Raw genomic sequence first — 22,673 nt, 5'->3', positions numbered from 1 at the left:
CCCACCGCTGTCGTCGGACAGCCGTGTGCGGCGTTCTCACAGCACCGCCTGAATTCCGCGATCCCGTGCGCCGTCCTGAACGCACCCTCTGAATTCGGCGTATTCGAAATCCGCAACAGGAGTTCCGCATGTCCGCAGCGCCCGTGAATCCCTTGAGCCCCCTGAATCCCGTGAATCCCGTGAATCCCGTGAATCCCGTGAAATTCGCGTACTGGGTTCCCAACGTCAGTGGCGGCCTGGTCACCAGCAGGATCGAGCAGCGTACCGACTGGGGTTACGACTACAACCGCGAACTGGCCGTCCTCGCCGAGAACAACGGCTTCGACTACGCGCTCAGCCAGGTCCGTTACATGGCCAGCTACGGCGCCGAGTTCCAGCACGAGTCGACCAGCTTCAGCCTCGCCCTGTTGCTCGCCACCCAGCGTCTGAAGGTCATCGCCGCCGTCCACCCGGGCCTGTGGCACCCGGGCGTCCTCGCCAAACTCGGCGCCACCGCCGACCACGTGTCGAACGGCCGCTTCGCGGTCAACGTCGTCAGCGGCTGGTTCAAGGGCGAGTTCACCGCCCTCGGTGAACCCTGGCTGGAGCACGACGAACTCCCCCAAGTTCTCGGCTTCGCTCGAACAGGGGGTACCCCCATCCGCCGCTCCGAGGAGTTCATCCGCGCCCTGCGCCAGATCTGGACCGAGGACCACACCGAACTCGCCGGGGACTTCTACCGGTTGCGTGACTTCTCGCTCAAGCCCAAGCCCCTCAACACCCCCGAACGCCCGCACCCGGAGATCTTCCAGGGCGGCAACTCCACCGCGGCCCGCGCCATGGCGGGCCGGGTCTCCGACTGGTACTTCTCCAACGGCAAGGACTTCGACGGGGTGGTCGAGCAGATCGCGGACGTCCGGAAGTCCGCGGCCGAAGTGGGGCGCAGGGCACCGAAGTTCGGCCTCAACGGCTTCCTCATCGCCCGTGACACCGAGGCCGAGGCCCGCGAGACCCTGCGCGAGATCGTCGCTCAGGCCGACCACGAGGCCGTCGAGGGCTTCGGCGCCGCCGTGAAGCAGGCCGGACGGTCCACCGCCGACGGCAAGGGCATGTGGCAGGACTCCAGTTTCGAGGACCTCGTCCAGTACAACGACGGCTTCCGTACGGGCCTGATCGGCACGCCCGAGCGGATCGCCGAACGGATCGTCGCCTACAAGCGGCTCGGCGTCGACCTCTTCCTCCTCGGCTTCCTCCACTACCACGAGGAGGTGGAGTACTTCGGCCGCCGGGTGCTGCCCCTGGTGCGCGAACTGGAAGCGCGACTGCCGGACACAGGGACCCGGACCGAGACCGCGACCGAGTCCGAGTCCGAGTCCGAGTCCGAACCCGAGTCCGTCTCCGCGCACGTCTGAATCCGTTCCCCCCTCCGCTTCCCCCCTCCGCTTCCGCTTCCGAAAGAGGACCCCATGGCCACCGTCCTGTCCGTCTCCGGCAGTCCGTCCGTCTCTTCCCGCACCGCGAAACTCCTGCGCCATCTGGACGCCCGGCTGGCCGCGCAGGGACATGAGGTGATCCCGCTCGACGTCCGCACGATCCCCGCCGAGGCCCTGCTCGGCGCCGACTTCAAGCACCCCGCCATCGTCGAGGCGACCGCACTCTTCGCCCGCGCCGACGGCGTGGTCATCGGCACCCCCGTCTACAAGGCCGCCTACTCCGGCGTCCTCAAGGCGCTGCTCGACCTGCTCCCGCAGTACGCCCTCACCGGGAAGACCGTGCTGCCGCTCGTCACCGGCGGCAGCACCGCGCATGTCCTCGCCCTCGACTACGCCCTGCGCCCGGTCCTCAACTCCATGGGCGCCGCGCACATCGTCCAGGGCTGGTTCACTCTCGACAAGGACATCACCACGGGCGAGGACGGCGGCATCACCGTCGCCCCGGCCACGGCCGAGGCCCTCGCGCAGGTGGTCGACCAGTTCGCGGCGGCCCTCGACAGCGCGCCCCTGCTGGCCGCGGCGGGCTGAGGCGATGCCCGCCAAAGTGATCGCCGACGACGTCGAGGCCCTGACCGTCGCCGCCGCGCTCGCCGAGGAGCTCCGCGCCGGTGCCTCGGCGCGGGACTCCGAACGGCGGCTCCCGCGCGAGGAGTTGGACCGCCTCTCCGCCTCCGGACTGCTCGCCGTCACCGTGCCCGTCGAGCACGGCGGGGCGGACGTACGGCAGGAGACCCTCGCGGAGGTCTTCCGGCTGCTGGCCTCGGCCGACGCCAGCCTCGCCCAGATCCCGCAGAACCACTTCGTGTACGTGAACGTGCTGCGCCGCCAGGGCACCCCGGAGCAGCAGACGTTCTTCTTCGACGAGGTCCTGGCGGGGCGTCGCTTCGGCAACGCCCAGTCGGAGGCGGGCACCCGTCACGTCCAGGACATCCGCACCCGCCTCGACCCCGGGTCTGACGGCTCGTACGTCCTCACCGGCGTCAAGCACTACTCCACCGGCGCGCTCTTCGCCGACTGGATCCCCGTCCTCGCCCGCACCGCCGACGACAACCTGCACGTCGCCTACGTCCCGCGCGGCGCCGACGGGGTCACGGTCGTCGACGACTGGGACGGCATGGGCCAGCGTACGACGGCCAGCGGAACCGTCCGCCTCGACGCCGTCCACGTGCCCGCCGACCGTCTCGTCCCCCATCACCTCACCTTCCGAGGCCCGCAACTCCACGGAGCGGTCGCCCAGTTGCTGCATGCCGCCATCGACGCCGGGATCGCCGCGGGGGCACTGGCCGAGGCCGCCGAGTTCGTCCGCACGAAGAGCCGGCCCTGGTTCGAGAGCGGCTTCGACACGGCGGCCGAGGACCCGCTCCTCATCCAGCGGTTCGGTGAACTCGCCGTCCAGGTACGGGCGTCCGAGGCGCTGCTCGGTGCCGCGGCCCGCACGGTGGACGCTGCCGTCGACGAGCTGACCGAGGACTCGGCGGCCGAGGCGTCCATCGCGGTGGCCGCCGCGAAGGTGCACACCTCCGCCACCGCCGTGGAGGTGGCGGGCGCCCTCTTCGAGCTGTCCGGCACCCGTTCCGCCCTCAACTCGCTCAATCTGCACCGGCATTGGCGCGACGCCCGCACCCACACCCTGCACGACCCGGCCCGCTGGAAGATCCAGCACATCGGCCGATACGTGCTGGGGGGCACCAAGCCACCCCGCCACGGCCTGCTGTGACCCCACTCGCTCATCGGCCCCCACGATCGGAGAACGACCCCGTGTCCCTCACCTTCCACTGGTTCCTGCCCACCAACGGCGACAGCCGCCATGTCGTCGGCGGCGGTCACGGCACCCCCGCCACGGCCTTCGGCCGGAACCGGCCGCCGACCGTCGCCTATCTGAGCCAGATCGCCCGCGCCGCCGAGGACCTGGGCTTCGTCGGCGTGCTCACCCCCACCGGAGCCTGGTGCGAGGATGCCTGGCTGACCACCGCGATGGTCAGCCAGCACACCGAACGGCTGAAGTTCCTGGTCGCCTTCCGGCCCGGCTTCGTCTCACCCACGCTCGCCGCGCAGATGGCCTCCACCTTCCAGCGGCAGACCGGCGGCCGGCTGCTCCTCAACGTGGTCACGGGCGGCGAGAGCCACGAACAGCGTGCCTACGGCGACTTCCTCGACAAGGACGCCCGCTACCGCCGTACCGGCGAATTCCTGCAGATCGTGCGGGACCTGTGGGAGGGCAAGACCGTCGACCTGTCCGGCGAACACCTCCAGGTCGAGGACGCCAGGCTGGCCCGGGTCCCCGACCCGGTCCCCGAGGTCTACTTCGGCGGCTCCTCACCCATCGCCGGCGAGATCGCCGCCCGCCACGTCGACGTCTACCTCACCTGGGGCGAACCGCCTGCCCAGGCCGCCGAGAAGATCGCCTGGGTACGGGGGCTGGCGGCGAAGGAAGGGCGCACCGTCCGCTTCGGCATCCGGCTGCACGTCATCACGCGCGACACCGCCGAACAGGCCTGGACCGAGGCCCACAAGCTCCTGGACGGCTTCGATCCGGACACCGTGAAGTCCGTCCAGGCGGGCCTGGCCCGCAGCGAGTCGGAGGGGCAGCGGCGCATGCTCGCCCTCCACGGCGGCAACCGCGAGGACCTGGAGATCCACCCCAACCTGTGGGCCGGCATCGGCCTCGTCCGCGGCGGCGCGGGCACCGCCCTGGTCGGCAGCCACGACGAGGTCGCCGAGCGGATCAAGGAGTACCACGCCCTGGGCATCGACGAGTTCGTCCTCTCCGGCTATCCGCATCTGGAGGAGGCGTACTGGTTCGGCGAAGGCGTCCTGCCGCGCCTGGCCGCACAGGGCCTGTGGCAGCACCCGTTCGCACCTACGTCCACCCCCGCCGCACAGGTGCCCTTCACGAGCTGAGCGAACCGAACGAACCGGGCGAACCGAGCGAGCCGAGCGCACCGAGGTGGGCGGCGCGCACCTGGGCGGTCTGCCCCTGCACCAGCAGGAACATCCCCTCGCGTGCCAGCCGTTGCGACGGGCTGCCCAGGTCCATCGCGCGCCCGCCACCGGCCACGACCGCCGCGGTCGTGGCCGCGCGCATGACGTCGTACGCCCGCGTCTTGACCGCCAGCCGCTCCTCGATCCGCTCGGTGGGCACCGGGTGGTCGGCGAGTTCGTACGCGTGCCGTCGGACCTCGTCGAGGCGGGCGCGCAGCACCTGCTCCGTCTCCTTCGCCGCGGGATCGCCGTCCAGCAGGTCGAGCGCCGAGGCGGTGATCCCGAAGACGGCCGGTGAGGCGTTGGTGTTCTTGGGGCGATCGGTGACCGCCCAGGCCTCGTACGGCGTGCGCAGGGCCACGGCGTCGTCCGGGAGCCACAGCCCGTCCAGCTCCAGGGACACCGTGCGCGAGGCGGTGAGCGCCGCCAGCCGCATCGGCGGCGAAGGGCGCAGGCCGGGCTGCTCGCGCGCCTCGGTGAACGCGAACAGCGCCTCGTCCGCGTCCGTCACTCCGGCGAGCAGCATCACGTCGTTCAGTCCCCAGCCCGTGTACCAGGGGACCGTCCCGTCGAAGCGCCAGCCGCCACGCTCACGGATGACCCGAACGGGGACCCGCGGGTAGGCCCGCAGCTGTGCGTACGCGACCCCGGACAGCAGCTCTCCGCTCGCCAGCGGACCCAACAACCGTTCCCGCACGGCGAGTTCACCCTTCGCCAGGGTCAGCACCGGAGTGTGGTGCTGGGTCTGCACGAACCAGGTCGAGCAGCACGCCCCGGCCAGGATCTCAGCGGTCTCCCGGACCACCGCGGCGGGCGCGGCCGACCCGCCGTAGGCCACCGGCGCGCTCACCCCGAGCAGTCCCGACCGCTTGACCGCCTCGATGCTGCTCGCCGGCACGCCCTCCTGGTCCACGCGTTCCGCCCGTGGGGCCAGTACCTCGGCCGCCAGCCGTCCGGCCGCCGCGACGAGCGGATGCGGTGGGGTGGTCATCGAAAAAATCTCCCGCTGTCGTCGTGTCGTGTGTCGATCCGGCCGCCTCCGGTTCGTGTAGTCAGTGAAAGACCACCCGAGAACGAGCCGAGAACGACACGGCCGAGGAGCACATATGAAGTACTACCTGCTGAGCGTGATGCAGCCGCCCGGTGAACCGCCCGCGCCCGAGATCCTGAAAGAGATCATGCACAATCTCGACGTCTTCCACGCGGAGCTGCGTGAGGCCGGTGCGTGGGTGTTCGCCGGGGGACTGCACGGACCGGAGACGGCCACCGTGGTGCGTGCCAAGGAGGGCGAGGTGCTCGTCACCGACGGCCCGTACACCGAGAGCAAGGAGTACCTGGGCGGGATCTGCCTGATCAAGGCACCCGACCTCGACGCGGCGCTGGAATGGGGCCGCAAGGCGACGCTGGCGACCACGCTCCCGATCGAGGTGCGGCCCTTCATGGGCGAAGCCGAGGACGGATGACCCCGAACGCCGACACCGAGGCCGTGTTCCGCGCCGAATACGGCCGCGCGGTCGCCGTCCTCGTCCGCTTCCTCGGTGACATCGACCTCGCCGAGGAAGCGGTCCAGGACGCCTTCACCACCGCCCTGGCGAAGTGGCCGGAGTCGGGCATACCGCCCAGCCCGGCCGGATGGATCATCACCACCGCGCGCAACCGCGCCGTCGACCGGCTGCGCCGCGAGTCCACGCGCGAGGCCCGGCATGCCGAGGCCGAGCGGCTGTACGCCCGGGACGAACCGGCCGAGGAGGGCCCCGTGCGCGACGACCGGCTCCGCCTGATCTTCACCTGCTGCCATCCCGCGCTCGCCACCCAGGCCCAGGTCGCCCTCACCCTGCGCCTTCTCGGCGGTCTGACCACGCCGCAGATCGCCCGCGCCTTCCTCGTGCCCGAACCCACCATGGCCCAGCGCCTGGTCAGGGCCAAGGCCAAGATCCGCGACGCCCGCATCCCGTACCGCATCCCGCGCGACGCGGACCTCCCGGACCGCGTCAGGGGGGTGCTCGCGGTCGTCTACCTCATCTTCAACGAGGGCTACGGGGGCAGGGAGGACCTCTGCACCGAAGCCGTCCGGCTCGGCCGACTCCTCGTCGAGCTGATGCCGGACGAGCCCGAGGCGCTCGGCCTGCTCGCGCTGATACTCCTCATCGAGTCGCGCCGGTCCGCCCGCGCCACACCGGACGGCGACCTGATCCTCCTCTCCGACCAGGACCGCTCGCGGTGGGACCGCGATCTCATCACCGAGGGGCAGACCCTCGTACGGAGCTGTCTGCGCCGCGACCGGCCGGGACCGTACCAGATCCAGGCCGCGATCAACGCCGTACACAGCGACGCCCCGACCGCGGCCGCCACGGACTGGGGCCAGATCCTCCAGCTCTACGACCAGCTGGCCGCGCTCGCCCCGAGCCCGGTGGTCGCCCTCAACCGGGCCGTCGCCGTCGCCGAGGTCGAGGGCCCGGAGCAGGCGCTCGCCCTCGTGGACGCGCTCGACCTGGACGGCTACCACGCCTTCCACGCCGTACGGGCGGACCTGCTGCGCCGCCTCGGCCGCCACACCGAGGCCGTACGGGCGTACGAGGCGGCCATCGCGCTGACCGGCAGCGCACCGGAGCGCGCCTACCTCGAACGGGCCCGCGCGGCACTCCCGCCGAGCCCGCACCGCGACCCCCGTCCGTGACGGCGTGATCGCGGAACGTATTCTCCATGTACCCGGAATTTATTTGGACACATGAAAGGTTGGCGTTTACACCGAGCCCTACGGCTCACGACGACCGCCCGTGGGCCGCCAGGTCCGCACCGATCAGCGAGGCACCGTGAACGACCGCACCCCCGAGCAGCCCGCCGACATCGTGGCCCGGCTGCGCGCCACCTTCCGCTCCGGCCGCACCAAGCCCCTCGCGTGGCGCACCACCCAGCTGCGCAGACTGCGCGAACTGCTCACCACGCACGGCGCCGAGCTCGCGGAGGCCCTCCACGCGGACCTCGGCAAGAGCTCCACCGAGGCCTTCCGCACCGAGATCGACTTCACCGTGCGCGAGATCGACCACACCCTCGACCACCTCGACGCGTGGCTGCGCCCCGAGTCCGCCCCGGTCCCCGCCCACCTCGGCGGCGACGCGACGGCCTGGACGCGGTACGACCCGCTGGGTGTCGTGCTGGTCATCGCCCCCTGGAACTATCCGGTGCAGCTCCTGCTGACGCCGATGCTCGGCGCGCTGGCCGCGGGCAACGCGGTCGTCGTCAAGCCCAGCGAGCTCGCCCCCGCCACCTCCGTCGCCCTCGCCCGCCTGCTGCCGCGCTACCTCGACACCGACGCGGTCGCCGTCGTCGAGGGCGCCGTCCCGGAGACCACCGCGCTGCTGGCGGAGCGCTTCGACCACATCTTCTACACCGGCAACGGCGCGGTCGGCCGGATCGTGATGCGGGCCGCCGCCGAGCACCTCACCCCCGTCGCCCTCGAACTGGGCGGCAAGTCCCCGGCGTTCGTCGACCGTGACGCCGACCTGTCCGTCGTCGCCGACCGCCTCGCCCGCGGCAAGTTCCTCAACGCCGGTCAGACCTGCGTCGCGCCGGACTACGTCCTCACCGACCCGGAGACCGCCCGCGCGCTGGAGCCCGAGCTCGCCCGCGCCGTCGAGGCCCTGTTCGGTGCCGATCCGCAGCGGTCGGGCGAGTACGGACGGATCGTCAACGAGCGGCACTTCGACCGGCTCGGCTCGCTGCTCGACTCCGGGCGCACCGTCATCGGAGGTACCGGAGACCGGGCCACCAAGTACCTCGCGCCCACCGTCCTCGCCGACGTCGACCCCAAAGCCCCCGTGATGCAGGAGGAGATCTTCGGACCGATCCTGCCGATCGTCACGGTGACGGGGCTGGACGAGGCCATCGACTTCATCAACGACCGCGACAAGCCCCTGGCCCTCTACGTCTTCACCGAGTCGGACACCACCCGGGAGCGGATCGCCGAGGAGACGTCCTCCGGAGGCCTCGGCCTCGGTCTGCCCCTCGCCCATCTGACCGTCTCCGACCTGCCGTTCGGCGGGGTCGGCGAGAGCGGCATGGGCCGCTACCACGGCCGCTACTCCATCGAGACGTTCAGCCACCGCAAGGCGGTGCTGGAGAAGCCGCTGGGCTGAGTTGGCCCCGATGGTGCCCCGGTGGATCCTCGAGAACCCACCGGGGCACCGTTGTGCGGAACTCTCTGCCAACGTTGTCAGATCTGACTGGTCTACACCCTTGACTGGTACATACCAAAGCGGTTGAGTGTGGCTCCACACCCCCCACCACGGCCGCCCCCGACGCCGTGGCCGGCCCCGCCGGCACGTGCGCACAAGGCTCCGCTCCGCGCTGCCCTTGTCCGGGAGCGGCCGTGTCCCGCAAAGGAGTTGACCTGTGTCGAGGCGCCGCATCTCCGCAGTCCTGATCGCCCTCGCCCTCGCGTCCGCCACCCCGGTGCTGCTACCGGCCGCCGGCGCCTCCGCCGCCGCCTGTTCGAGCTATCCGAGCTGGGTGGCCGGGAGGTCGTACGTCACCGGTGACGTGGTCCGCTACACCGACGGGAAGACCTACATCGCCGAGCACGACAACCCGGGCTACGACCCCACCATCAGCACCTGGTACTGGGACCCCTACGCCTGCGACGGAGGTTCCACACCCCCCTCCGACGGCTTCGTGGTGAGCGAGGCGCAGTTCAACCAGATGTTCCCGAACCGGAGTTCCTTCTACACCTACAGCGGACTGCGGGCGGCGATGAGCGCCTATCCGGCGTTCGCCACCACCGGCAGCGACACCGTGAAGAAGCAGGAGGCCGCGGCCTTCCTCGCCAACGTCAGCCACGAGACCGGCGGTCTGGTCTACGTGGTGGAGCAGAACACCGCCAACTACCCACACTACTGCGACTGGAGCCAGCCCTACGGCTGTCCGGCCGGACAGTCGGCCTACTACGGCCGCGGCCCGATCCAGCTCAGCTGGAACTTCAACTACAAGGCCGCGGGCGACGCGCTCGGCATCGACCTCCTCAACAACCCCTACCTGGTGCAGAACGACGCCGCCGTGGCCTGGAAGACAGGCCTGTGGTACTGGAACACGCAGACGGGTCCCGGCAGCATGACGGGCCACAACGCCATGGTCAACGGCGCGGGATTCGGTCAGACCATCCGCAGCATCAACGGCTCCCTGGAGTGCGACGGCAAGAACCCGGCACAGGTGCAGAGCAGGGTGGACGCCTATCAGCGCTTCGTGCAGATCCTCGGGACCTCGGCCGGCGGCAACCTCTACTGCTGATCGGCCGTCGACGGCAGCCGCCGGGCCCGGAAAAGGTGTGCGAAACTGCCGCGATGACCTCGGAAACGATCACTGCTGCAGCTTCGGGCAGCTGGACACTCGGAGATCTCCCCGTCCGTCGCATCGGCTTCGGCGCGATGCGGCTGACGGGCAGCGCGGCCTTCCACCTCGGCACGCCCAGTGACCGCGACCGGTCGATCGCCGTGCTGCGCCGCGCGATCGAGCTGGGCGTCGACCACATCGACACCGCCGCGTTCTACTTCTCGTCGCTGCGCTCCGCGAACGAGCTGATCAACAGCGCGCTGGCCCCGTACCCTGACGACCTGGTCATCGCCACCAAGGTCGGGCCGTTCCGCGACTACTCGGGGGAGTGGGGCACCCCGGCCCGGCCGGACCAGCTGCGTGCCCATGTCGAGGAGAACCTGCGGCAGTTGGGCCGCGACCACCTCGACCTCGTGTATCTGCGGAGGACGGGGCAGGACTCGATCGCCGAGCACTTCGGCGCGCTGGCCGAGCTGCGCGAGGCGGGGCTGATCCGGCACCTCGGCATGTCGAGCATCGGACTCCGGCACCTCGAGGAGGCGCAGGCCATCGCGCCGGTGGTGAGCGTGCAGAACCAGTACGGGCTCGACTTCCCGAACGCCGAGACCGACGAACTCCTGCGCACGTGCGGGGAACAGGGCGTCGCGTTCGTGCCGTACTTCGCGATCGCGGGCAAGGGCGGCGCGCAGGGCCCGAGCGGCAGCGACGGTGACGAGGTGCTCGCCGTCGCGCGTACGCACGGCGCGACGCCCGCGCAGGTACATCTCGCGTGGACCCTGCGGCAGGGCCCGCACGTGCTCGCCATCCCCGGCACCGGCAGCCCGGACCATCTCGTCGAGAACGTCGCCGCCGGCGCGCTCAGGCTCACCGACGACGAGATGGCCCGCCTCGACGCACTCCATCGGCCGGGCGAGTGACCGACGGGCCCCGCCACCGGGGGCGGTCCTCGTCGGGCCACCCCGGGTGACCTGCTCAGCCCAGTTGCTCGTGCAGGAAGGGCACCGTGCTCTCCCAGGCCCGCGCGGCCGACTCGCGGTCGTACGTCTCCGGTCGGCCGTCGTTGAAGAAGGCGTGGCCGGCCGGGTAGAGACGGAAGTCCGCGGCGATGCCGGCCTGCTGCTGGACCGCCTCCCTCAGCTGCTCCAGGTTCTCCTTCGGGATGCTCGTGTCGAGTTCGCCGTAGTGACCTAGGATCTGCGCCTTCAGGCGGGAGAAGTCGGGCAGTTCACCCTGGATCACGCCGTAGAACGGCACCGCCGCGCTGACCCGGGGGTCCGCCGCGGCCAGATGGAGGACGAAGCCGCCGCCCATGCAGAAGCCGACCGCGCCCACCGTGTCCGAGGTGACCTCGGGCAGCCCGAGCAGGTGATCGACCGCACCGGAGAGCAGCTCGACGCCGCGCGACACCGGCAGCTCCTTCATCATCCGGAAGGCCTCGCCGCTGTCATGGGCGACATTGCCGCCGTACAGGTCGGGCGCGAGGGCCACGAAGCCCTCCGCGGCCAGCCGGTCCGCCACCTGCGCGATGTGGTCGGTCAGACCCCACCACTCCTGGATGACGATCACCCCGGGGCCCTGCCCGGACGGCGGCAGCGCCAGATAGCCGTGGGCCGTGGTCCCGGCGCTGGGGAAGGTCACGTTCTGATGGGCGGGGGCTCCGGTCGGCTTCGGCAGCTCGGACATCGCACTCAACTCCTGTGGGGCAGCGCTGGGCAGGAGCCGGTGGGGCCGGCCCCGAGTTGATCTCCACGATGTCATGCGCGGACGCCCGGTCTGCCCCCGGCCCGCACGACGCGCCCCGCGGCCACCTTCTGCAGCAGGCTGTACGCCAGCACCGGCAGCAGGACGTGCGGCCGGTCGGGCAGGGTCGTCGTGATGAGGACCGCGCTCGCGCTGCTGTTGTTCATCCCGCAGGCCAGTGTCACGGAGGCGCCCTGCGGAGCGTCCAGGCGCAGTGCGCGGGCCGTGATCCCGCCCAGGGCGAACGACAGGCCGCAGACAGGCGCGGCGACGACCAGCGCCGCCACCAGCAGCACCGGAGGCGGGTCAGCGCACGGTCACCGGCTCAGGGCGAAGGCGACGCCCGGAATGATCAGCAGGGGTGCGACCAGATGGAGGACGAGCCCGGTCAGCAGTGCGGTGGGGCGCCTGAGCAGGGACAGCAGGAAACGCGGGGTCTCGAAGGCGATGTGCGGTAACCCGGCCGCCCCGATCAGGTGCGGATGACGCAACCACCGGCCCGGCGCCGGCAGGGCCGCGGCGGCGAGGTACGACGCGCCGACGGCCCAGCCGAGGTGGTCACGGAGCCGAGTGAGGGGGGACTTCGCGGTGCGGTGGGGAGTCATCGGGGCGCTCTTCCGTCGTCGTGGGACCGGGGCGGAGACGGAGCGCCGATATGGCGGAGAACGTGTGCGGGGCGACGCGGGCAAGGGCGTAGACACTGAGGCTCAGCCAGCACAGGGCGAACAGCCAGCCGCCGAGCACGTCGGAGAACCAGTGGACGCCCAGATAGACCCTGGTGAGTCCGACCAGGACGGCCCAGCATGCGAGGAGCGCCGCGAGGGTGCGCCCGCCGCGGGGCGCCCGCGCGAGCACCGCGAGGACGAGCAGGCCGCCGGTGATGGCGGATGTGGTGGTGTGGCCCGAGGGGAAGGACCAGCCGGAGGCGTGCGTGGCCCACTCCACCGTCGCGGGCCGGGGGCGGGCGACCAGGGACATGACGCCGAACCGAACGGCCTGGGCGGCGGCGAGACAGCCGACGCAGCCGAGGGCGAAGAGGATTCGCTGCCGTGCGGTGCGACCGAGGACGACACCTGCCAGCGCGACCAGCAGGTACGGCAGGACGCCCGTGCCCGTGTAGGTCAGCCCGCGGGCCACGGCCAGGGCCACGGGCGGGCGGTGGTCCGCGGACCAGGAGTTGAGGTCCTGGTCGCCGAAGAGCGGGGCACCGTCCTGACCGGTCACGACCAGCGTCAGCAGCACGAAGGCGACCAGGCTGCCGACCGCGATCGAGCCCGCGAGGTCCGATGCGTCCGCACGTCTCATGACTGGGCCCGGGGAACATCGACCGCGTACGGCGGCGCGGTGTGCAGGGCTGCGGACATCGACGGAGGCCCCTTCCATGAAGGCGTGCGGGCGCGTCGGAAGACCGCGTCCGCGGTGACTACAATTCTGTAGACGGTCTACAGAACTGTAGACGATTGGCGCGCCGAGATCGTTCCCGCGGCGGCCACGAAAGATGAACGCCCTGCGTGGGCCACGGCCTTGCCGGACGCCGACGGGCGGCGGGGGCCGAGGGTGGGCCCAGCGTCCCGCACCCCGCCGCACCCGGCGAATCGGCATGGGCAGGGCCGGCGGGAGCATGCGGTGGGATGCCGTACCCTAGCGTGTTACGTATAACTACCTAAGGGGTCCCGATGCGACGCATCGCGCTGGTCACCCTCGTCGTCGACGACTACGACGAGGCGATCCGCTTCTACACCGAAGCCCTCGGGTTCCGGCTCGTCGAGGACCAGCCGCGGCCCGACGGCTCCCGCTGGGTCGTCGTCGAGCCGGGCACGGAGGGCGGCGGCAGCGGACTGCTGCTGGCCCGGGCCAAGGACGAGGCGCAGCGCGGCCGGGTCGGCGACCAGACCGGCGGGCGCGTGGGCTTCTTCCTGCACACCGACGACTTCGCCCGCGACCACGCCCGCATGCGCGAGGCGGGCGTCACCTTCCTGGAAGAGCCGCGCCACGAACCGTACGGCTCGGTCGTCGTCTTCCAGGACCTGTACGGAAACCGCTGGGACCTGCTCCAGCCCGCCACCGCCTGACATCCACCCATCTGTTCAGAACCTGCCGAGGAACGACACGCATGACCGCGCCCCGCATCGACATCGACACCATCCGCCGCCTCCCCAAGGCCGTGCTGCACGACCACCTCGACGGCGGCCTGCGCCCCGCCACGCTGGTGGAGCTCGCCGAGACGGTCGGCCACACGCTGCCCACCACCGACCCGGACGCGCTGGCCGCCTGGTACTACGAGGCCGCCAACTCCGGTGACCTGGTGCGCTACATAGCCACCTTCGAGCACACCCTCGCGGTCATGCAGAGCCGCGAGGGCCTGCTGCGCACGGCCGAGGAGTACGTGCTCGACCTGGCCGGGGACGGCGTCGTCTACGGCGAGGTCCGGTACGCGCCCGAGCTGATGGTGAACGGCGGCCTGACCCTGCCCGAGGTCGTCGAGACGGTGCAGGAGGGCCTGGCGGCCGGTATGGCCAAGGCGGCGGCAGCGGGCACCCCGGTGCGGGTCGGCACCCTGCTGTGCGGGATGCGCATGTTCGACCGCACCCGGGAGATCGCCGACCTCGCGGTGGCGTTCCGGGACGCCGGCGTCGTCGGCTTCGACATCGCGGGTGCCGAGGACGGCTTCCCGCCCGCCGACCACCTCGCCGCCTTCGAGCACCTGCGCGGCGAGAGCGTCCCGTTCACCATCCACGCCGGTGAGGCCCACGGCCTGCCCAGCATCCACCAGGCCCTCCAGGTCTGCGGTGCCCAGCGCATCGGCCATGGCGTCCGCATCACCGAGGACATCGTCGACGGCAAGCTCGGCCGCCTCGCGGGCTGGGTGCGCGACCGCCGTATCGCCCTGGAGATGTGCCCGACGTCGAACCTCCAGACGGGTGCCGCGACCTCCATCGCCGAGCACCCCATCACCGCACTGCGCGACCTCGGCTTCCGCGTCACCCTCAACACCGACAACCGTCTGGTGTCGGGCACGACGATGACGCGCGAGATGGCGCTGCTGGTGGAGGAGGCGGGCTGGACGGTGGAGGATCTGCGCACGGTCACGGTGAACGCCGTCAAGAGCGCGTTCATCCCGTTCGACGAGCGCAAGGCCCTCATCGAGGACGTCGTGCTGCCCGGCTACGCCCTCTGAACCAGCCCCCGTACATAGGCGGCCTGTCCGACGTGCTGCAGATCGTCGGACAGGACGCTGACCAGCCGTACTCCGAGGGTGACCGCGGGATCCCAGCGCTCGTCCACGATCCGCTCGAAGTCCTTGGCGGTCAGCCCGCGCAGGAACTCCAGCGTCTGTTCGTGCACGGCGTCGTAGTACCCGGTCAGCAGGTCACCGGAGTCGACCCGCACCTTGGCGACCTTCGCGGAGCTGTGCCCGTACCCCGTGTCCCGGCGCGGCAGATCGAGCCCGAAGCGCTTCTCCCAGTCCTGCGCGAGCCAGACCTGCTCGAGCCCGGCGGCGTCCGCGACATGGTCGTCCTGGACGCGGGTGAGGTGCCAGACCAGCCATGAGACGGAGTTGGCGTCGTCCGAGGGGCGGGCGTTGAGAACGTCCGGCGACAGGCCCTCGACGGCGGCATGGACCTCTTCCTGGATGCGGCTGTACGCGTCGATGAGGATGTCCTTTGCATGCATGCGTCCACCATCGCGCATCGCGGTCGCTCACGCGTCCGGAATCCAACTGCCGTGGAAGCCGAGCGGCACCCGCCCCGGGAGATGGATCCGGGCGACCGGCTCGCCCGTGAAGTCCTGGGCGGCCACGATCACCAGGTCGGCGGCCCCGCGATCGGGATTGTGCACATAGGCGATCGCGTAGCCGTCGTCCTCGGCCCGTGCGCCCTCGGAGGGGACGAAGACGGCTTCCCCCGCGGCGGCGTCCCGCGGCAGCCGGTGGACCTGCGTGGTCCCGCGGAGCAGGTCGTGCTTGATCAACGCGTTGGCGAAGGCCCGGTCGGGCGGGTTCCCGTCGGGCGTCAGATACGCCAGGGTCATGTCCGCGGCGGCGACCGTGTAGGCGTAACGGTGCCGCCTGGACACCAACGCCTCGTGGACGCGGGGGAACTCCTGGGGACGGTCGTCGAGGGTCCTGGTGCGCACCCGGCCGTGCGCCACGTCGATCGTCCAGCGTTCGAGCGAGGCGGTGCCGGCGCCGTACGGTCCGTCGGAGCCGCGGCCCGCGACGTAGAAGGGCGCCGGGTAGGTCGTCATGTCGACGACCACGGACGAGCCCTCGTCGTACGCGTTCAGGGTGTGCGAGTAGAAGACCGGATCCACCTCGAACCAGCGGACCTCGCCCCCCGCGCGTGGCAGCAGACCGACCCGCGTTCGGTGCTTCTCGTTCCAGACGTACGGCACGAGGTCGCCCCGCTCGGCTCCCGCGGGGTCGAAGGTGAGGGGCAGATCGAAGATCACGACGTACTTCTCGGTGAGCGCGAAGTCGTGCGTCATGGGCGCGTCCGCCACCGGGATCCGCGTGGTCCTCGCGACCCGGCCCGTGTGGTCGATCACCTGGTGCCGGACGTGGTCCCAGGTGGGGTAGTAGGCGATCGCGTGCAGTTCTCCGGCCGCCGCGTCGAACTTCGTGTGGGCGGTGAAGGCCCCTTCGAGGGTGCCGCGGAAGTCGTACGTGCCCACCGTGTCGAGCTCGTGGTCGAGTTCGTACGGCAGCGGCCCACTCTCCTGGAGGGCCAGGATCCGTCCCCTGTACCCGATCACATGGGTGTTGCACGGGAAGTCGTCCGGTGGGACGGGCCCGGGGTACGGCTCGCCGAGCTTCTTCGCCACGGAGGCCGACCGGACCCAGCGGTTGCGGTACCACTCCGCGCGACCGTCCCGCAGCCGCACGCCGTGCACCATGCCCTCACCGAGCATCCAGTGGTGGGCGCGCGGATCCTCCAGGCCCAGGACGTTGGGGCCGTTGCGCAGGAAGCGGCCGTTCAGCTCGCGCGGAACGCGTCCGGTGACCGGCAGGTCGAACGCCGTCAGCTCCTCGGTGACGGGCTCGAACGCCCCCTCCAGGAAGGGGAACCGATGGCCGCCCTGTGTCGCCGTGCCCGGCACCGGTGTCGCCGCCGCTGCCACCCGGCCCCCCATCGCGCCGACGAGCCCACCCGCCGCCGCGACCGCCGTCCCGCGCAGGACCGTCCGTCGTGTGTGATCCGCCATCTCCGTACTCCAGCCTCGCAGTCGCCTTGGTGGACGTCCACGAGTCTGCGGCCGGGCAGCGGGCCAGGTCAGGAGTGCTGGAGCCCCTCCGGGGGTGGTGTCAGACCCCCTCTTGCGGGGTGTCGAGAAGCACCATCAGCGCCCGCGCCGCCGGACTGGTGGCGTCCGGCGGCGGCAGCATGGCGACCGTCTCGTACGACGCTTCACAGGCGCCCTTGAAAGGGAGAGCGGTGAGATCGCCGGCCTCGCGTTTGTGGCCGAAGTGGCGCGGCACGACGGCGATGCCGAGGCCCTCGTGGACCAGCTCCAGCAGGCTGTGCACGTCGCTGACCTCCAGCGCCACCGTCCGCCGTACGTCCGCCGCCGCGAAGGCCGCGTCCGTGGTGCGGCGCGGCCCCCAGTCGGGGTGGAAGTCGACGAAGGCCTCGCCGCCCAGCTCCTGGGGCGTGACCACGGCGGCGGTCGCGAGGTGGTGCGTGGGATGGCAGAGCACGGTCATCGGCTCGCTGGTCAGCGGGACCGACCGCAGCTGGTCCCCGTCCGCCCGCGTCCTGACGGCGAAGGCCAGGTCGAGACGGCCCGCGGCGACCTCCTCGGCCAGCGCCTCGGAACCCGCCTGCCGCAGCCGGATCTCGACGTCGGGATGGCGCCGCCGGAACGCCGCGAGAAGCTTGGCCACGTCCACGCCCGCGATGCACTGCTCGGTGCCCAGGGAGAGCGTGCCGCGCAGGACGCCCTGCACGGCGGCCACGGCGTCCTGTGCCGAGCGCACCTGGGCGAGGATCCGCTCGGCCTCGCCGAGCAGGGCGCGTCCGGCCTCCGTGAGCGTGACCCGACGGGTGGTGCGCACGAACAGCGGGGCCTGAAGCTCCCGCTCCAGGGCGCGGATCGAGGACGACAGTCCCGACTGCGACACCATCAGCCGTTCCGCCGCCCGGGTGAAGTGCTGGTCCTCGGCGACCGCGACGAAGTGCTGAAGGTGGCGCAGTTCCATGGGGCACCACAGTAGTCGCCGATTGAGAAGCGCCGTCGCTCAGTCCCATCCGATTCTCCCGTTGGACCTCTGCACCGTGCCCGCGCGAGAGTGGAGACCTGTTTTCCCGGCCTTCCAGGAGCACGCGTTGTACACCGCACACCCCGACCGTTACGCGGACATGCCCTACCGGCGCACCGGACGCAGCGGACTGAAGCTGCCCGCGCTGTCGCTCGGCCTGTGGCACAACTTCGGCCCCGACCGGCCGGTGGCGACCCAGCGCGCGATCCTGCGCCGCGCCTTCGACCTCGGTGTCACCCACTTCGACCTGGCCAACAACTACGGTCCGCCGCCCGGCGCCGCCGAGTCGGCCCTCGGCGACGCCCTGAAGGCGGACTTCGCGCACCACCGCGACGAGCTGGTCATCTCCACCAAGGCCGGATACCTGATGTGGCCGGGCCCCTACGGCGAGTGGGGCTCCCGCAAGTACCTGCTGTCCTCGCTCGACCAGAGCCTGGCCCGGATGGGTCTGGACTACGTGGACATCTTCTACTCGCACCGCCCCGACCCGGAGACTCCCCTGGAGGAGACGATGGGCGCCCTGCACTCGGCGGTCCAGCAGGGCAAGGCGCTCTACGTCGGCATCTCCAACTACTCCGCGGAGCAGACCAGGGAAGCCGCCCGCATCCTGGCCGAGCTGGGCACCCCTCTGCTGATCCACCAGCCGCGCTACTCGATGCTCGACCGCCGCCCCGAGGACGAGGGGCTCCTGGACACGCTCGACGAGCTGCAGGTCGGCTCCATCGCCTACTCCCCGCTGGAGCAGGGCCTGCTCACCAGCCGCTACCTCGACGGCATCCCGGAGGGCTCGCGCGCCGCGAGCGACAGCCCCTTCCTGAGCGCCGACACGGTCACCGAGGACCTGGTACGGCAGCTGCGCGCCCTCGCCGAGATCGCCAAGTCCCGCGGCCAGTCCCTGGCGCAGCTGGCGCTCGCCTGGGTGCTGCGGGGCGGCCGGGTGACCTCCGCGCTGATCGGCGCGAGCAGCCCCCAGCAGCTGGAGGACAGCGTCGCGGCCACCCGCGCCCTGGACTTCACCGCGGAGGAGCTGGCGCGGATCGACGCGATCATCAAGGCCTGAGGCTCGCTGATCAGGCCGTAGGAGTAGCCGACCGGGCCGTGTGGCCCGGTCGTCAGGCGGTGAGCCGCTCGCTGAGCTCCCAGAGGCGGTCGACCGCCGTCGGGTCCACGGCGTAGGGCACCACGCCGGCCTTCGACGACCTGTTCCCGAGGGACCACTCACGGCCCTCCTCCGCGGGCATCGGAGGGGCGATGTCGCTGTTCTCGCAGTAGACGCCGCCCCTGCCCTCGAGCAGGGGGCTGGTCGCGCACCACACGCTGGTGGCCGCCCCCTGCTCGACGGTCTTCAGCTGCCGTTCCGGGTCGAGGATCGGCCGGCCGTCCGCGTCGAGGACGCCGGCGGCCCTGAGGTCCTCCTCGGCCAGGTACTTCTTGAGACCGGTGTCGACGATGCTTCCCGGGTGCAGGGCGAAGGCCCGGATCCCGTCCGCCTTGCCCCGCTCGTCGAGACCGAGCGCGAAGAGGATGTTGGCCGTCTTCGACTGCCCGTAGGCGACCCACCGGTCGTACTCGTGGTGCTCGAAGTGCGGGTCGTCGAACAGGACGGGTGAGAACCGGTGGCCCCAGGAGGACACCGAGACGACCCGGGCCCCGTGCGCCCGGCGCAGCGCCGGCCACAGGCGGGCGACCAGCTGGAAGTGGCCGAGGTGGTTCGTGGCGAACTGCACCTCGTACCCCCGGGCGTCACGCGTCAGCGGCGTCGCCATGACGCCCGCGCTGTTGACGAGGATGTGCAGCGGCCGCCCGGAGTCGAGGAAACGTTCGGCGAACGCGTCGATCGAGGCCGGATCCAGCAGATCCATGGTCGCGGTCTCGACGCCGTCGATCCCCTTGAGCGCGGCCCGCGCCCTCTCGGTGTCCCGCGCCGGTACGACGACCTCGGCGCCCGCGGCCCGCAGGACGCGCACGGTCTCCAGGCCGATGCCGGAGTAGCCGCCGGTGACGACGGCGACCTTGCCGGTCAGGTCGATGCCCTTGATGACGTCCTCGGCGCTGGACGCGGCGTCGAATCCGGAGTGGAGGGGCTGCTGCTGTTGCTCGGTGGTCATGGTTCGGCTCTCCTCATGTGTGCCTTCCCGACCACCGTAGAACCGGGCATCCGTACGATGAATGCTTGAAAGTCCGCATTACTTGCGCGATAGTACGGATATGCCTGCGGACCCTCTTTCCGACACCCTCGGTCTCATGGACGCCCGGTGTGTCATCTCCGGCGGCTTCACGGCGGGCGGTGACTGGGCGCTGCGCTTCCCGCCGCCCGGGATGCTCAAGATCACCGCGGTGGTGCAGGGCAGCATGTCGGTGTCCCTGGACGGACTGCCGGAGTTCGCCCGGCTGGGGCCGGGCGATGTGGCCGTGTTCGACGGCAGCCGGGCGTTCGTGGTCGCGAGCGATCCGTCCGTGGAGCCGGCGGACGCCACGACACTCTTCGCGGACACCTCCGGGTCCATGATTCGTTACGGCGGCGGAGAGGACGCCGTCTTCGTCGGCGGCCACATCGAACTGGGCCGGGCGGGCGAGGAGTTGCTGCTGCACGCCCTGCCGCCGCTGCTGTGTGTCCGGGCCGGCGCCGAGGAGGCGCCGGTCATGCGCTGGCTGCTCGACCAGCTGTTGCGCGAACTGACCGCCGAGCGGGCCGGGGCCGACTTCGCGGCCGACCAGCTCGCCCAGCTCATGTTCGTCCAGGTCCTGCGCGCCTATCTCGCGGACGCCGACGCCCTCCCGGCCGGACGTCTGCGCGCCCTCGCCGATGAGCGCATCGCCCCGGCGCTGAGGCTCATGCACGCCGATCCGAGTCGCCCCTGGCAGCTGGAGGAGCTCGCCAGGGCGGCGGCCATGTCCCGGACCACCTTCTCCGAGCGTTTCCGGGCCGTGGCCGGGGTGCCGCCCCTGACGTATCTGCTGGACTGGCGGATGAGTCTGGCCCGCCGGGCCCTGCGGGACGGCGAGACGTCGGTGTCGGCCCTCGCCCAGCGGGTCGGCTATACGTCCGAGAGCGCCTTCAGTAACGCCTTCAAGCGGACGACGGGTGTCGCGCCGCGGCGCTACCGTGACGTCGCACGGGCGGCGCTCACGGGCTGAGACGCTCTTCCGGGCGGACCGTCACGCTGTCGCCCGCCTCCTTGCCGATGGTGCTCATGTGGTCTTCCGCTTCCGGTGGGTGTCCTGTTCAAGAGACCACCGGAGGCGGGAAGACTCATCGGACTCCGCGCCGGCGGACCGGAGGCGCTGGAGCGTCACTGGGTCGGCACCCGGTCCAGGAATCCGTGCACGCTGCGGATCCGGTCCTCGCCGTCCAGGGTGATCACGTCGAATCCCGCGACGGGCGCCGTGCCGTCGGCCGCGTTGACCAGTTCCCAGCCGAAGCGGGCGATGTCGTGGTGCCCGTCGACCGGTCCGGCGGGCCGGAAAGAGAACCCCGGGAACTGCTCGTGCGCCGCCGTGATCACCGCCGCGATCCCCTCGTGCCCGCGGACCTCGGCCAGCGGGTCGGTGTAGCTGCCGTCCGTACTCCAGGCGGCGGCGACCGCCTTGGCGAGCGCATCCCGGTCAGTGGCGTTCCAGGCCTCGAAGTAGCGGGCGACGGCGTTCTCGTAACGGTCGTCGGTTGCGGACATGGTGGATCAACCTCCGTGGAAAGTAAGGTAGTTGCTGGTCAGTGAGTGGATTCAGGGCGGTGGCTCTCCGCCGGGATCCGATGCCGCAACCATGCCCGCCGACGCCCGCGGGCGTCGATTACCTCCCGGGTAAGGGCAGCGAGTCGCGTTTCGGCCAAACCGGGCGGTGAATATGCCAGGAGACTGGCTGGAATGGCATGGTGACAGAGTGTCAGGAGTGGCGATACTCGAGTGACAGGGCGATTCAGCCACGCCCGCGCGCTGCACGACCATGCACGACGCGCGCAGCACCACCGTGCACCACGAACGAGCCGCACGCAGTGAGCGAGCCGCAGGGAAAGCGAGGCCGGGCCGGCGGACAGCGTTGCAATGGGGGAGCGATCGTGCACGACGAATTCCTGTGCCATGTGACCGCATACGGAATATGCGGAGGTAGACGCATCGGTGTCCCGTTGGGGACCTATCGCGCGCCCACCCTGGCGCTGGCCCTGTGGTGGATGCGGGACCGTGCCTCCTGGATGGCGTCGCGGCTCGATCCGCAACCCGAAGATCCCACCTTCCCGCCGAACTCGATCGCGCCGGTGGCGGACACCGTCCCGGACGTGCCGAGCGTCCTGCGCGCCTGGTGCGGTGACACCCTCCAACAGGAGCTGGTCGCCGAGGAGTTGGCCGCCGGAAAGCTCGTCCGCATCGCCACCAGCGACGACACCACCGAGTACGAACTGCTCGCCGAATCCGTCGACGCGCTGCGCATGCAGCGGACCGCCGCCGCCCTCGGCAGCTCCGCGGCCTGACCGCCGCCGGGCGGGTCCTGGGGTCCCGCCGACCAGCAGCCTCAGGGCGGAGACGATCGTGTGCCGCCGCGGGCCGTGAGCGCCCTGGCGCACACCGAGGACGATCGTGACGTCCTCGCCGGTCGCCGCGACGGCGGTGATCACTTTCTTGGCGCCCCCCGTCGACGTGCGCCCGGGCGCGGGCCGCGTCGGTGCGGACGCCGGTGGACTCGGCGGGTGGAGCGGCGTCGCGACCTGGGTGACGGACGTGCCCTCCTCGTCCACATCACCGAGGCGGGCCGACGGATCGGCCGCTCCCGCCACGACGGCCGGACCCGCCGTCCGGAGCTGCTCCCCGCCCGGGTGCCCCCCGGGCGGTGCGGGGAGAACGCGGAGGAGCTGCCCGCCCTGACCTGCCTCGCGGACCTCGCACAGCACCGGCCATGAG

General features: G+C 71.2%; 25 protein-coding genes. 15 read left to right on the top strand and 10 right to left on the bottom strand.

Annotated elements, in window-relative coordinates; translation table 11 throughout:
• Nucleotides 1-128: 128 nt before the first annotated feature.
• Genes sfnG through AAFF41_RS06250 form a run of 4 tightly spaced genes read left to right on the top strand, consistent with a single transcriptional unit; the run spans nt 129 to nt 4,373 of the window.
• Nucleotides 129-1,391: a dimethylsulfone monooxygenase SfnG gene (gene sfnG / locus AAFF41_RS06265; protein WP_425526110.1), complete on the top strand. Its 1,263-nt coding sequence runs from the start codon at nt 129-131 to the stop codon at nt 1,389-1,391.
• 54 nt (nt 1,392-1,445) lie between these two features.
• The gene (ssuE, locus tag AAFF41_RS06260) at nt 1,446-2,000 is read left to right on the top strand and encodes an NADPH-dependent FMN reductase (protein WP_319753165.1); all 555 of its coding nucleotides are present in this window, start codon (nt 1,446-1,448) and stop codon (nt 1,998-2,000) included.
• A gap of 4 nt (nt 2,001-2,004) precedes the next feature.
• A complete protein-coding gene (locus AAFF41_RS06255; RefSeq protein WP_343323625.1) occupies nt 2,005-3,189 on the top strand; it encodes an SfnB family sulfur acquisition oxidoreductase in 1,185 nt (394 codons plus the stop codon).
• Nucleotides 3,190-3,230: 41 nt separating this feature from the next.
• Nucleotides 3,231-4,373, top strand: a complete 1,143-nt coding sequence (locus tag AAFF41_RS06250) for an LLM class flavin-dependent oxidoreductase (protein WP_319753163.1) — start codon at nt 3,231-3,233, stop codon at nt 4,371-4,373.
• On the opposite strand, the gene AAFF41_RS06245 is transcribed toward AAFF41_RS06250, so the two are convergent.
• On the bottom strand, nt 4,363-5,445 hold the full coding sequence (locus AAFF41_RS06245; protein ID WP_343323624.1) for an acyl-CoA dehydrogenase family protein: 1,083 nt from the start codon (nt 5,443-5,445) through the stop codon (nt 4,363-4,365). The genes AAFF41_RS06250 and AAFF41_RS06245 overlap by 11 nt on opposite strands.
• Nucleotides 5,446-5,560: 115 nt before the next feature.
• Here AAFF41_RS06245 and AAFF41_RS06240 point away from each other — a divergent pair, with 115 nt between their 5' ends.
• The 5 genes from AAFF41_RS06240 to AAFF41_RS06220 all read left to right on the top strand — a co-directional run bounded on the left by AAFF41_RS06240 (nt 5,561) and on the right by AAFF41_RS06220 (nt 10,696).
• Entirely contained in the window at nt 5,561-5,917 is a 357-nt protein-coding gene (locus AAFF41_RS06240) for a YciI family protein (RefSeq protein ID WP_319753161.1), read from the top strand.
• Nucleotides 5,914-7,131 carry an RNA polymerase sigma factor gene (locus AAFF41_RS06235; protein WP_343323623.1) on the top strand — a complete coding sequence of 406 codons (1,218 nt, stop codon included), beginning with the start codon at nt 5,914-5,916 and terminating at the stop codon, nt 7,129-7,131. Before AAFF41_RS06240 ends, AAFF41_RS06235 begins: the two co-directional genes overlap by 4 nt.
• Before the next feature lie 100 nt (nt 7,132-7,231).
• On the top strand, nt 7,232-8,590 hold the full coding sequence (locus AAFF41_RS06230) for an aldehyde dehydrogenase family protein (protein ID WP_319753159.1): 1,359 nt from the start codon (nt 7,232-7,234) through the stop codon (nt 8,588-8,590).
• 256 nt (nt 8,591-8,846) lie between these two features.
• A complete protein-coding gene (locus AAFF41_RS06225; RefSeq protein ID WP_319753158.1) occupies nt 8,847-9,737 on the top strand; it encodes a glycoside hydrolase family 19 protein in 891 nt (296 codons plus the stop codon).
• A gap of 53 nt (nt 9,738-9,790) precedes the next feature.
• Nucleotides 9,791-10,696: an aldo/keto reductase gene (locus tag AAFF41_RS06220; protein ID WP_343323622.1), complete on the top strand. Its 906-nt coding sequence runs from the start codon at nt 9,791-9,793 to the stop codon at nt 10,694-10,696.
• Nucleotides 10,697-10,751: 55 nt separating this feature from the next.
• Here AAFF41_RS06220 and AAFF41_RS06215 read toward each other — a convergent pair whose 3' ends face one another.
• From AAFF41_RS06215 to AAFF41_RS06200, 4 genes are all read right to left on the bottom strand, one after another.
• Complete coding sequence (locus AAFF41_RS06215) at nt 10,752-11,462, bottom strand: dienelactone hydrolase family protein (RefSeq protein WP_319753156.1); 711 nt, start codon at nt 11,460-11,462, stop codon at nt 10,752-10,754.
• Nucleotides 11,463-11,533: 71 nt separating this feature from the next.
• Entirely contained in the window at nt 11,534-11,815 is a 282-nt protein-coding gene (locus tag AAFF41_RS06210) for a hypothetical protein (RefSeq protein WP_319753155.1), read from the bottom strand.
• 21 nt (nt 11,816-11,836) lie between these two features.
• Nucleotides 11,837-12,124 (bottom strand): hypothetical protein, encoded by a 288-nt coding sequence (locus AAFF41_RS06205; RefSeq protein WP_343323621.1) that lies wholly within the window; start codon nt 12,122-12,124, stop codon nt 11,837-11,839.
• Entirely contained in the window at nt 12,078-12,824 is a 747-nt protein-coding gene (locus AAFF41_RS06200) for a phosphatase PAP2 family protein (protein WP_319753153.1), read from the bottom strand. Before AAFF41_RS06200 ends, AAFF41_RS06205 begins: the two co-directional genes overlap by 47 nt.
• A gap of 371 nt (nt 12,825-13,195) precedes the next feature.
• On the opposite strand from AAFF41_RS06200, the gene AAFF41_RS06195 reads away from it, so the two are divergent.
• On the top strand, nt 13,196-13,591 hold the full coding sequence (locus AAFF41_RS06195) for a VOC family protein (RefSeq protein ID WP_054233807.1): 396 nt from the start codon (nt 13,196-13,198) through the stop codon (nt 13,589-13,591).
• A 41-nt stretch (nt 13,592-13,632) separates the two neighbouring features.
• Nucleotides 13,633-14,697: an adenosine deaminase gene (locus tag AAFF41_RS06190; protein ID WP_319753152.1), complete on the top strand. Its 1,065-nt coding sequence runs from the start codon at nt 13,633-13,635 to the stop codon at nt 14,695-14,697.
• On the opposite strand, the gene AAFF41_RS06185 is transcribed toward AAFF41_RS06190, so the two are convergent.
• From AAFF41_RS06185 to AAFF41_RS06175, 3 genes are all read right to left on the bottom strand, one after another.
• Nucleotides 14,685-15,194, bottom strand: coding sequence for a mycothiol transferase (locus AAFF41_RS06185; protein WP_319753151.1), 510 nt, complete (start codon nt 15,192-15,194; stop codon nt 14,685-14,687). The two genes, AAFF41_RS06190 and AAFF41_RS06185, sit on opposite strands and share 13 nt — an antisense overlap.
• 27 nt (nt 15,195-15,221) lie before the next feature.
• A complete protein-coding gene (locus AAFF41_RS06180) occupies nt 15,222-16,724 on the bottom strand; it encodes a carotenoid oxygenase family protein (RefSeq protein WP_343323620.1) in 1,503 nt (500 codons plus the stop codon).
• 100 nt (nt 16,725-16,824) lie between these two features.
• Complete coding sequence (locus AAFF41_RS06175) at nt 16,825-17,718, bottom strand: LysR family transcriptional regulator (RefSeq protein ID WP_075025881.1); 894 nt, start codon at nt 17,716-17,718, stop codon at nt 16,825-16,827.
• A 127-nt stretch (nt 17,719-17,845) separates the two neighbouring features.
• Here AAFF41_RS06175 and mgrA point away from each other — a divergent pair, with 127 nt between their 5' ends.
• On the top strand, nt 17,846-18,838 hold the full coding sequence (gene mgrA, locus AAFF41_RS06170; RefSeq protein ID WP_319753149.1) for an L-glyceraldehyde 3-phosphate reductase: 993 nt from the start codon (nt 17,846-17,848) through the stop codon (nt 18,836-18,838).
• A gap of 52 nt (nt 18,839-18,890) precedes the next feature.
• On the opposite strand, the gene AAFF41_RS06165 is transcribed toward mgrA, so the two are convergent.
• Entirely contained in the window at nt 18,891-19,886 is a 996-nt protein-coding gene (locus tag AAFF41_RS06165) for an oxidoreductase (RefSeq protein ID WP_319753148.1), read from the bottom strand.
• A gap of 100 nt (nt 19,887-19,986) precedes the next feature.
• Here AAFF41_RS06165 and AAFF41_RS06160 point away from each other — a divergent pair, with 100 nt between their 5' ends.
• Nucleotides 19,987-20,916 (top strand): AraC family transcriptional regulator, encoded by a 930-nt coding sequence (locus AAFF41_RS06160; protein ID WP_415926023.1) that lies wholly within the window; start codon nt 19,987-19,989, stop codon nt 20,914-20,916.
• A gap of 155 nt (nt 20,917-21,071) precedes the next feature.
• On the opposite strand, the gene AAFF41_RS06155 is transcribed toward AAFF41_RS06160, so the two are convergent.
• Nucleotides 21,072-21,452 carry a nuclear transport factor 2 family protein gene (locus AAFF41_RS06155; RefSeq protein WP_343323619.1) on the bottom strand — a complete coding sequence of 127 codons (381 nt, stop codon included), beginning with the start codon at nt 21,450-21,452 and terminating at the stop codon, nt 21,072-21,074.
• A 383-nt stretch (nt 21,453-21,835) separates the two neighbouring features.
• On the opposite strand from AAFF41_RS06155, the gene AAFF41_RS06150 reads away from it, so the two are divergent.
• Both AAFF41_RS06150 and AAFF41_RS06145 read left to right on the top strand, forming a co-directional pair.
• Complete coding sequence (locus tag AAFF41_RS06150) at nt 21,836-22,246, top strand: hypothetical protein (protein WP_054233816.1); 411 nt, start codon at nt 21,836-21,838, stop codon at nt 22,244-22,246.
• A gap of 216 nt (nt 22,247-22,462) precedes the next feature.
• A complete protein-coding gene (locus AAFF41_RS06145; protein WP_343323618.1) occupies nt 22,463-22,672 on the top strand; it encodes a hypothetical protein in 210 nt (69 codons plus the stop codon).
• Nucleotide 22,673 lies beyond the last annotated feature (1 nt).

The organism is Streptomyces mirabilis (genome assembly GCF_039503195.1).
GTDB lineage: Bacteria > Actinomycetota > Actinomycetes > Streptomycetales > Streptomycetaceae > Streptomyces > Streptomyces mirabilis_D.
Note: the sequence above shows the minus strand (reverse complement) of the source record. Positions and strands in the feature narration are given on the sequence as shown.

Bases quoted from the DNA above. Each gene is read 5' to 3' on its own strand.
- sfnG (WP_425526110.1), top strand. From the start codon at position 129: ATGTCCGCAGCGCCCGTGAATCCCTTGAGCCCCCTGAATCCCGTGAAT.
- ssuE (WP_319753165.1), top strand. From the start codon at position 1,446: ATGGCCACCGTCCTGTCCGTCTCCGGCAGTCCGTCCGTCTCTTCCCGC.
- AAFF41_RS06255 (WP_343323625.1), top strand. From the start codon at position 2,005: ATGCCCGCCAAAGTGATCGCCGACGACGTCGAGGCCCTGACCGTCGCC.
- AAFF41_RS06245 (WP_343323624.1), bottom strand. From the start codon at position 5,445: ATGACCACCCCACCGCATCCGCTCGTCGCGGCGGCCGGACGGCTGGCG.
- AAFF41_RS06240 (WP_319753161.1), top strand. From the start codon at position 5,561: ATGAAGTACTACCTGCTGAGCGTGATGCAGCCGCCCGGTGAACCGCCC.
- AAFF41_RS06235 (WP_343323623.1), top strand. From the start codon at position 5,914: ATGACCCCGAACGCCGACACCGAGGCCGTGTTCCGCGCCGAATACGGC.
- AAFF41_RS06220 (WP_343323622.1), top strand. From the start codon at position 9,791: ATGACCTCGGAAACGATCACTGCTGCAGCTTCGGGCAGCTGGACACTC.
- AAFF41_RS06215 (WP_319753156.1), bottom strand. From the start codon at position 11,462: ATGTCCGAGCTGCCGAAGCCGACCGGAGCCCCCGCCCATCAGAACGTG.
- AAFF41_RS06205 (WP_343323621.1), bottom strand. From the start codon at position 12,124: ATGACTCCCCACCGCACCGCGAAGTCCCCCCTCACTCGGCTCCGTGAC.
- AAFF41_RS06200 (WP_319753153.1), bottom strand. From the start codon at position 12,824: ATGAGACGTGCGGACGCATCGGACCTCGCGGGCTCGATCGCGGTCGGC.
- AAFF41_RS06195 (WP_054233807.1), top strand. From the start codon at position 13,196: ATGCGACGCATCGCGCTGGTCACCCTCGTCGTCGACGACTACGACGAG.
- AAFF41_RS06190 (WP_319753152.1), top strand. From the start codon at position 13,633: ATGACCGCGCCCCGCATCGACATCGACACCATCCGCCGCCTCCCCAAG.
- AAFF41_RS06185 (WP_319753151.1), bottom strand. From the start codon at position 15,194: ATGCATGCAAAGGACATCCTCATCGACGCGTACAGCCGCATCCAGGAA.
- AAFF41_RS06180 (WP_343323620.1), bottom strand. From the start codon at position 16,724: ATGGCGGATCACACACGACGGACGGTCCTGCGCGGGACGGCGGTCGCG.
- AAFF41_RS06175 (WP_075025881.1), bottom strand. From the start codon at position 17,718: ATGGAACTGCGCCACCTTCAGCACTTCGTCGCGGTCGCCGAGGACCAG.
- AAFF41_RS06165 (WP_319753148.1), bottom strand. From the start codon at position 19,886: ATGACCACCGAGCAACAGCAGCAGCCCCTCCACTCCGGATTCGACGCC.
- AAFF41_RS06160 (WP_415926023.1), top strand. From the start codon at position 19,987: ATGCCTGCGGACCCTCTTTCCGACACCCTCGGTCTCATGGACGCCCGG.
- AAFF41_RS06155 (WP_343323619.1), bottom strand. From the start codon at position 21,452: ATGTCCGCAACCGACGACCGTTACGAGAACGCCGTCGCCCGCTACTTC.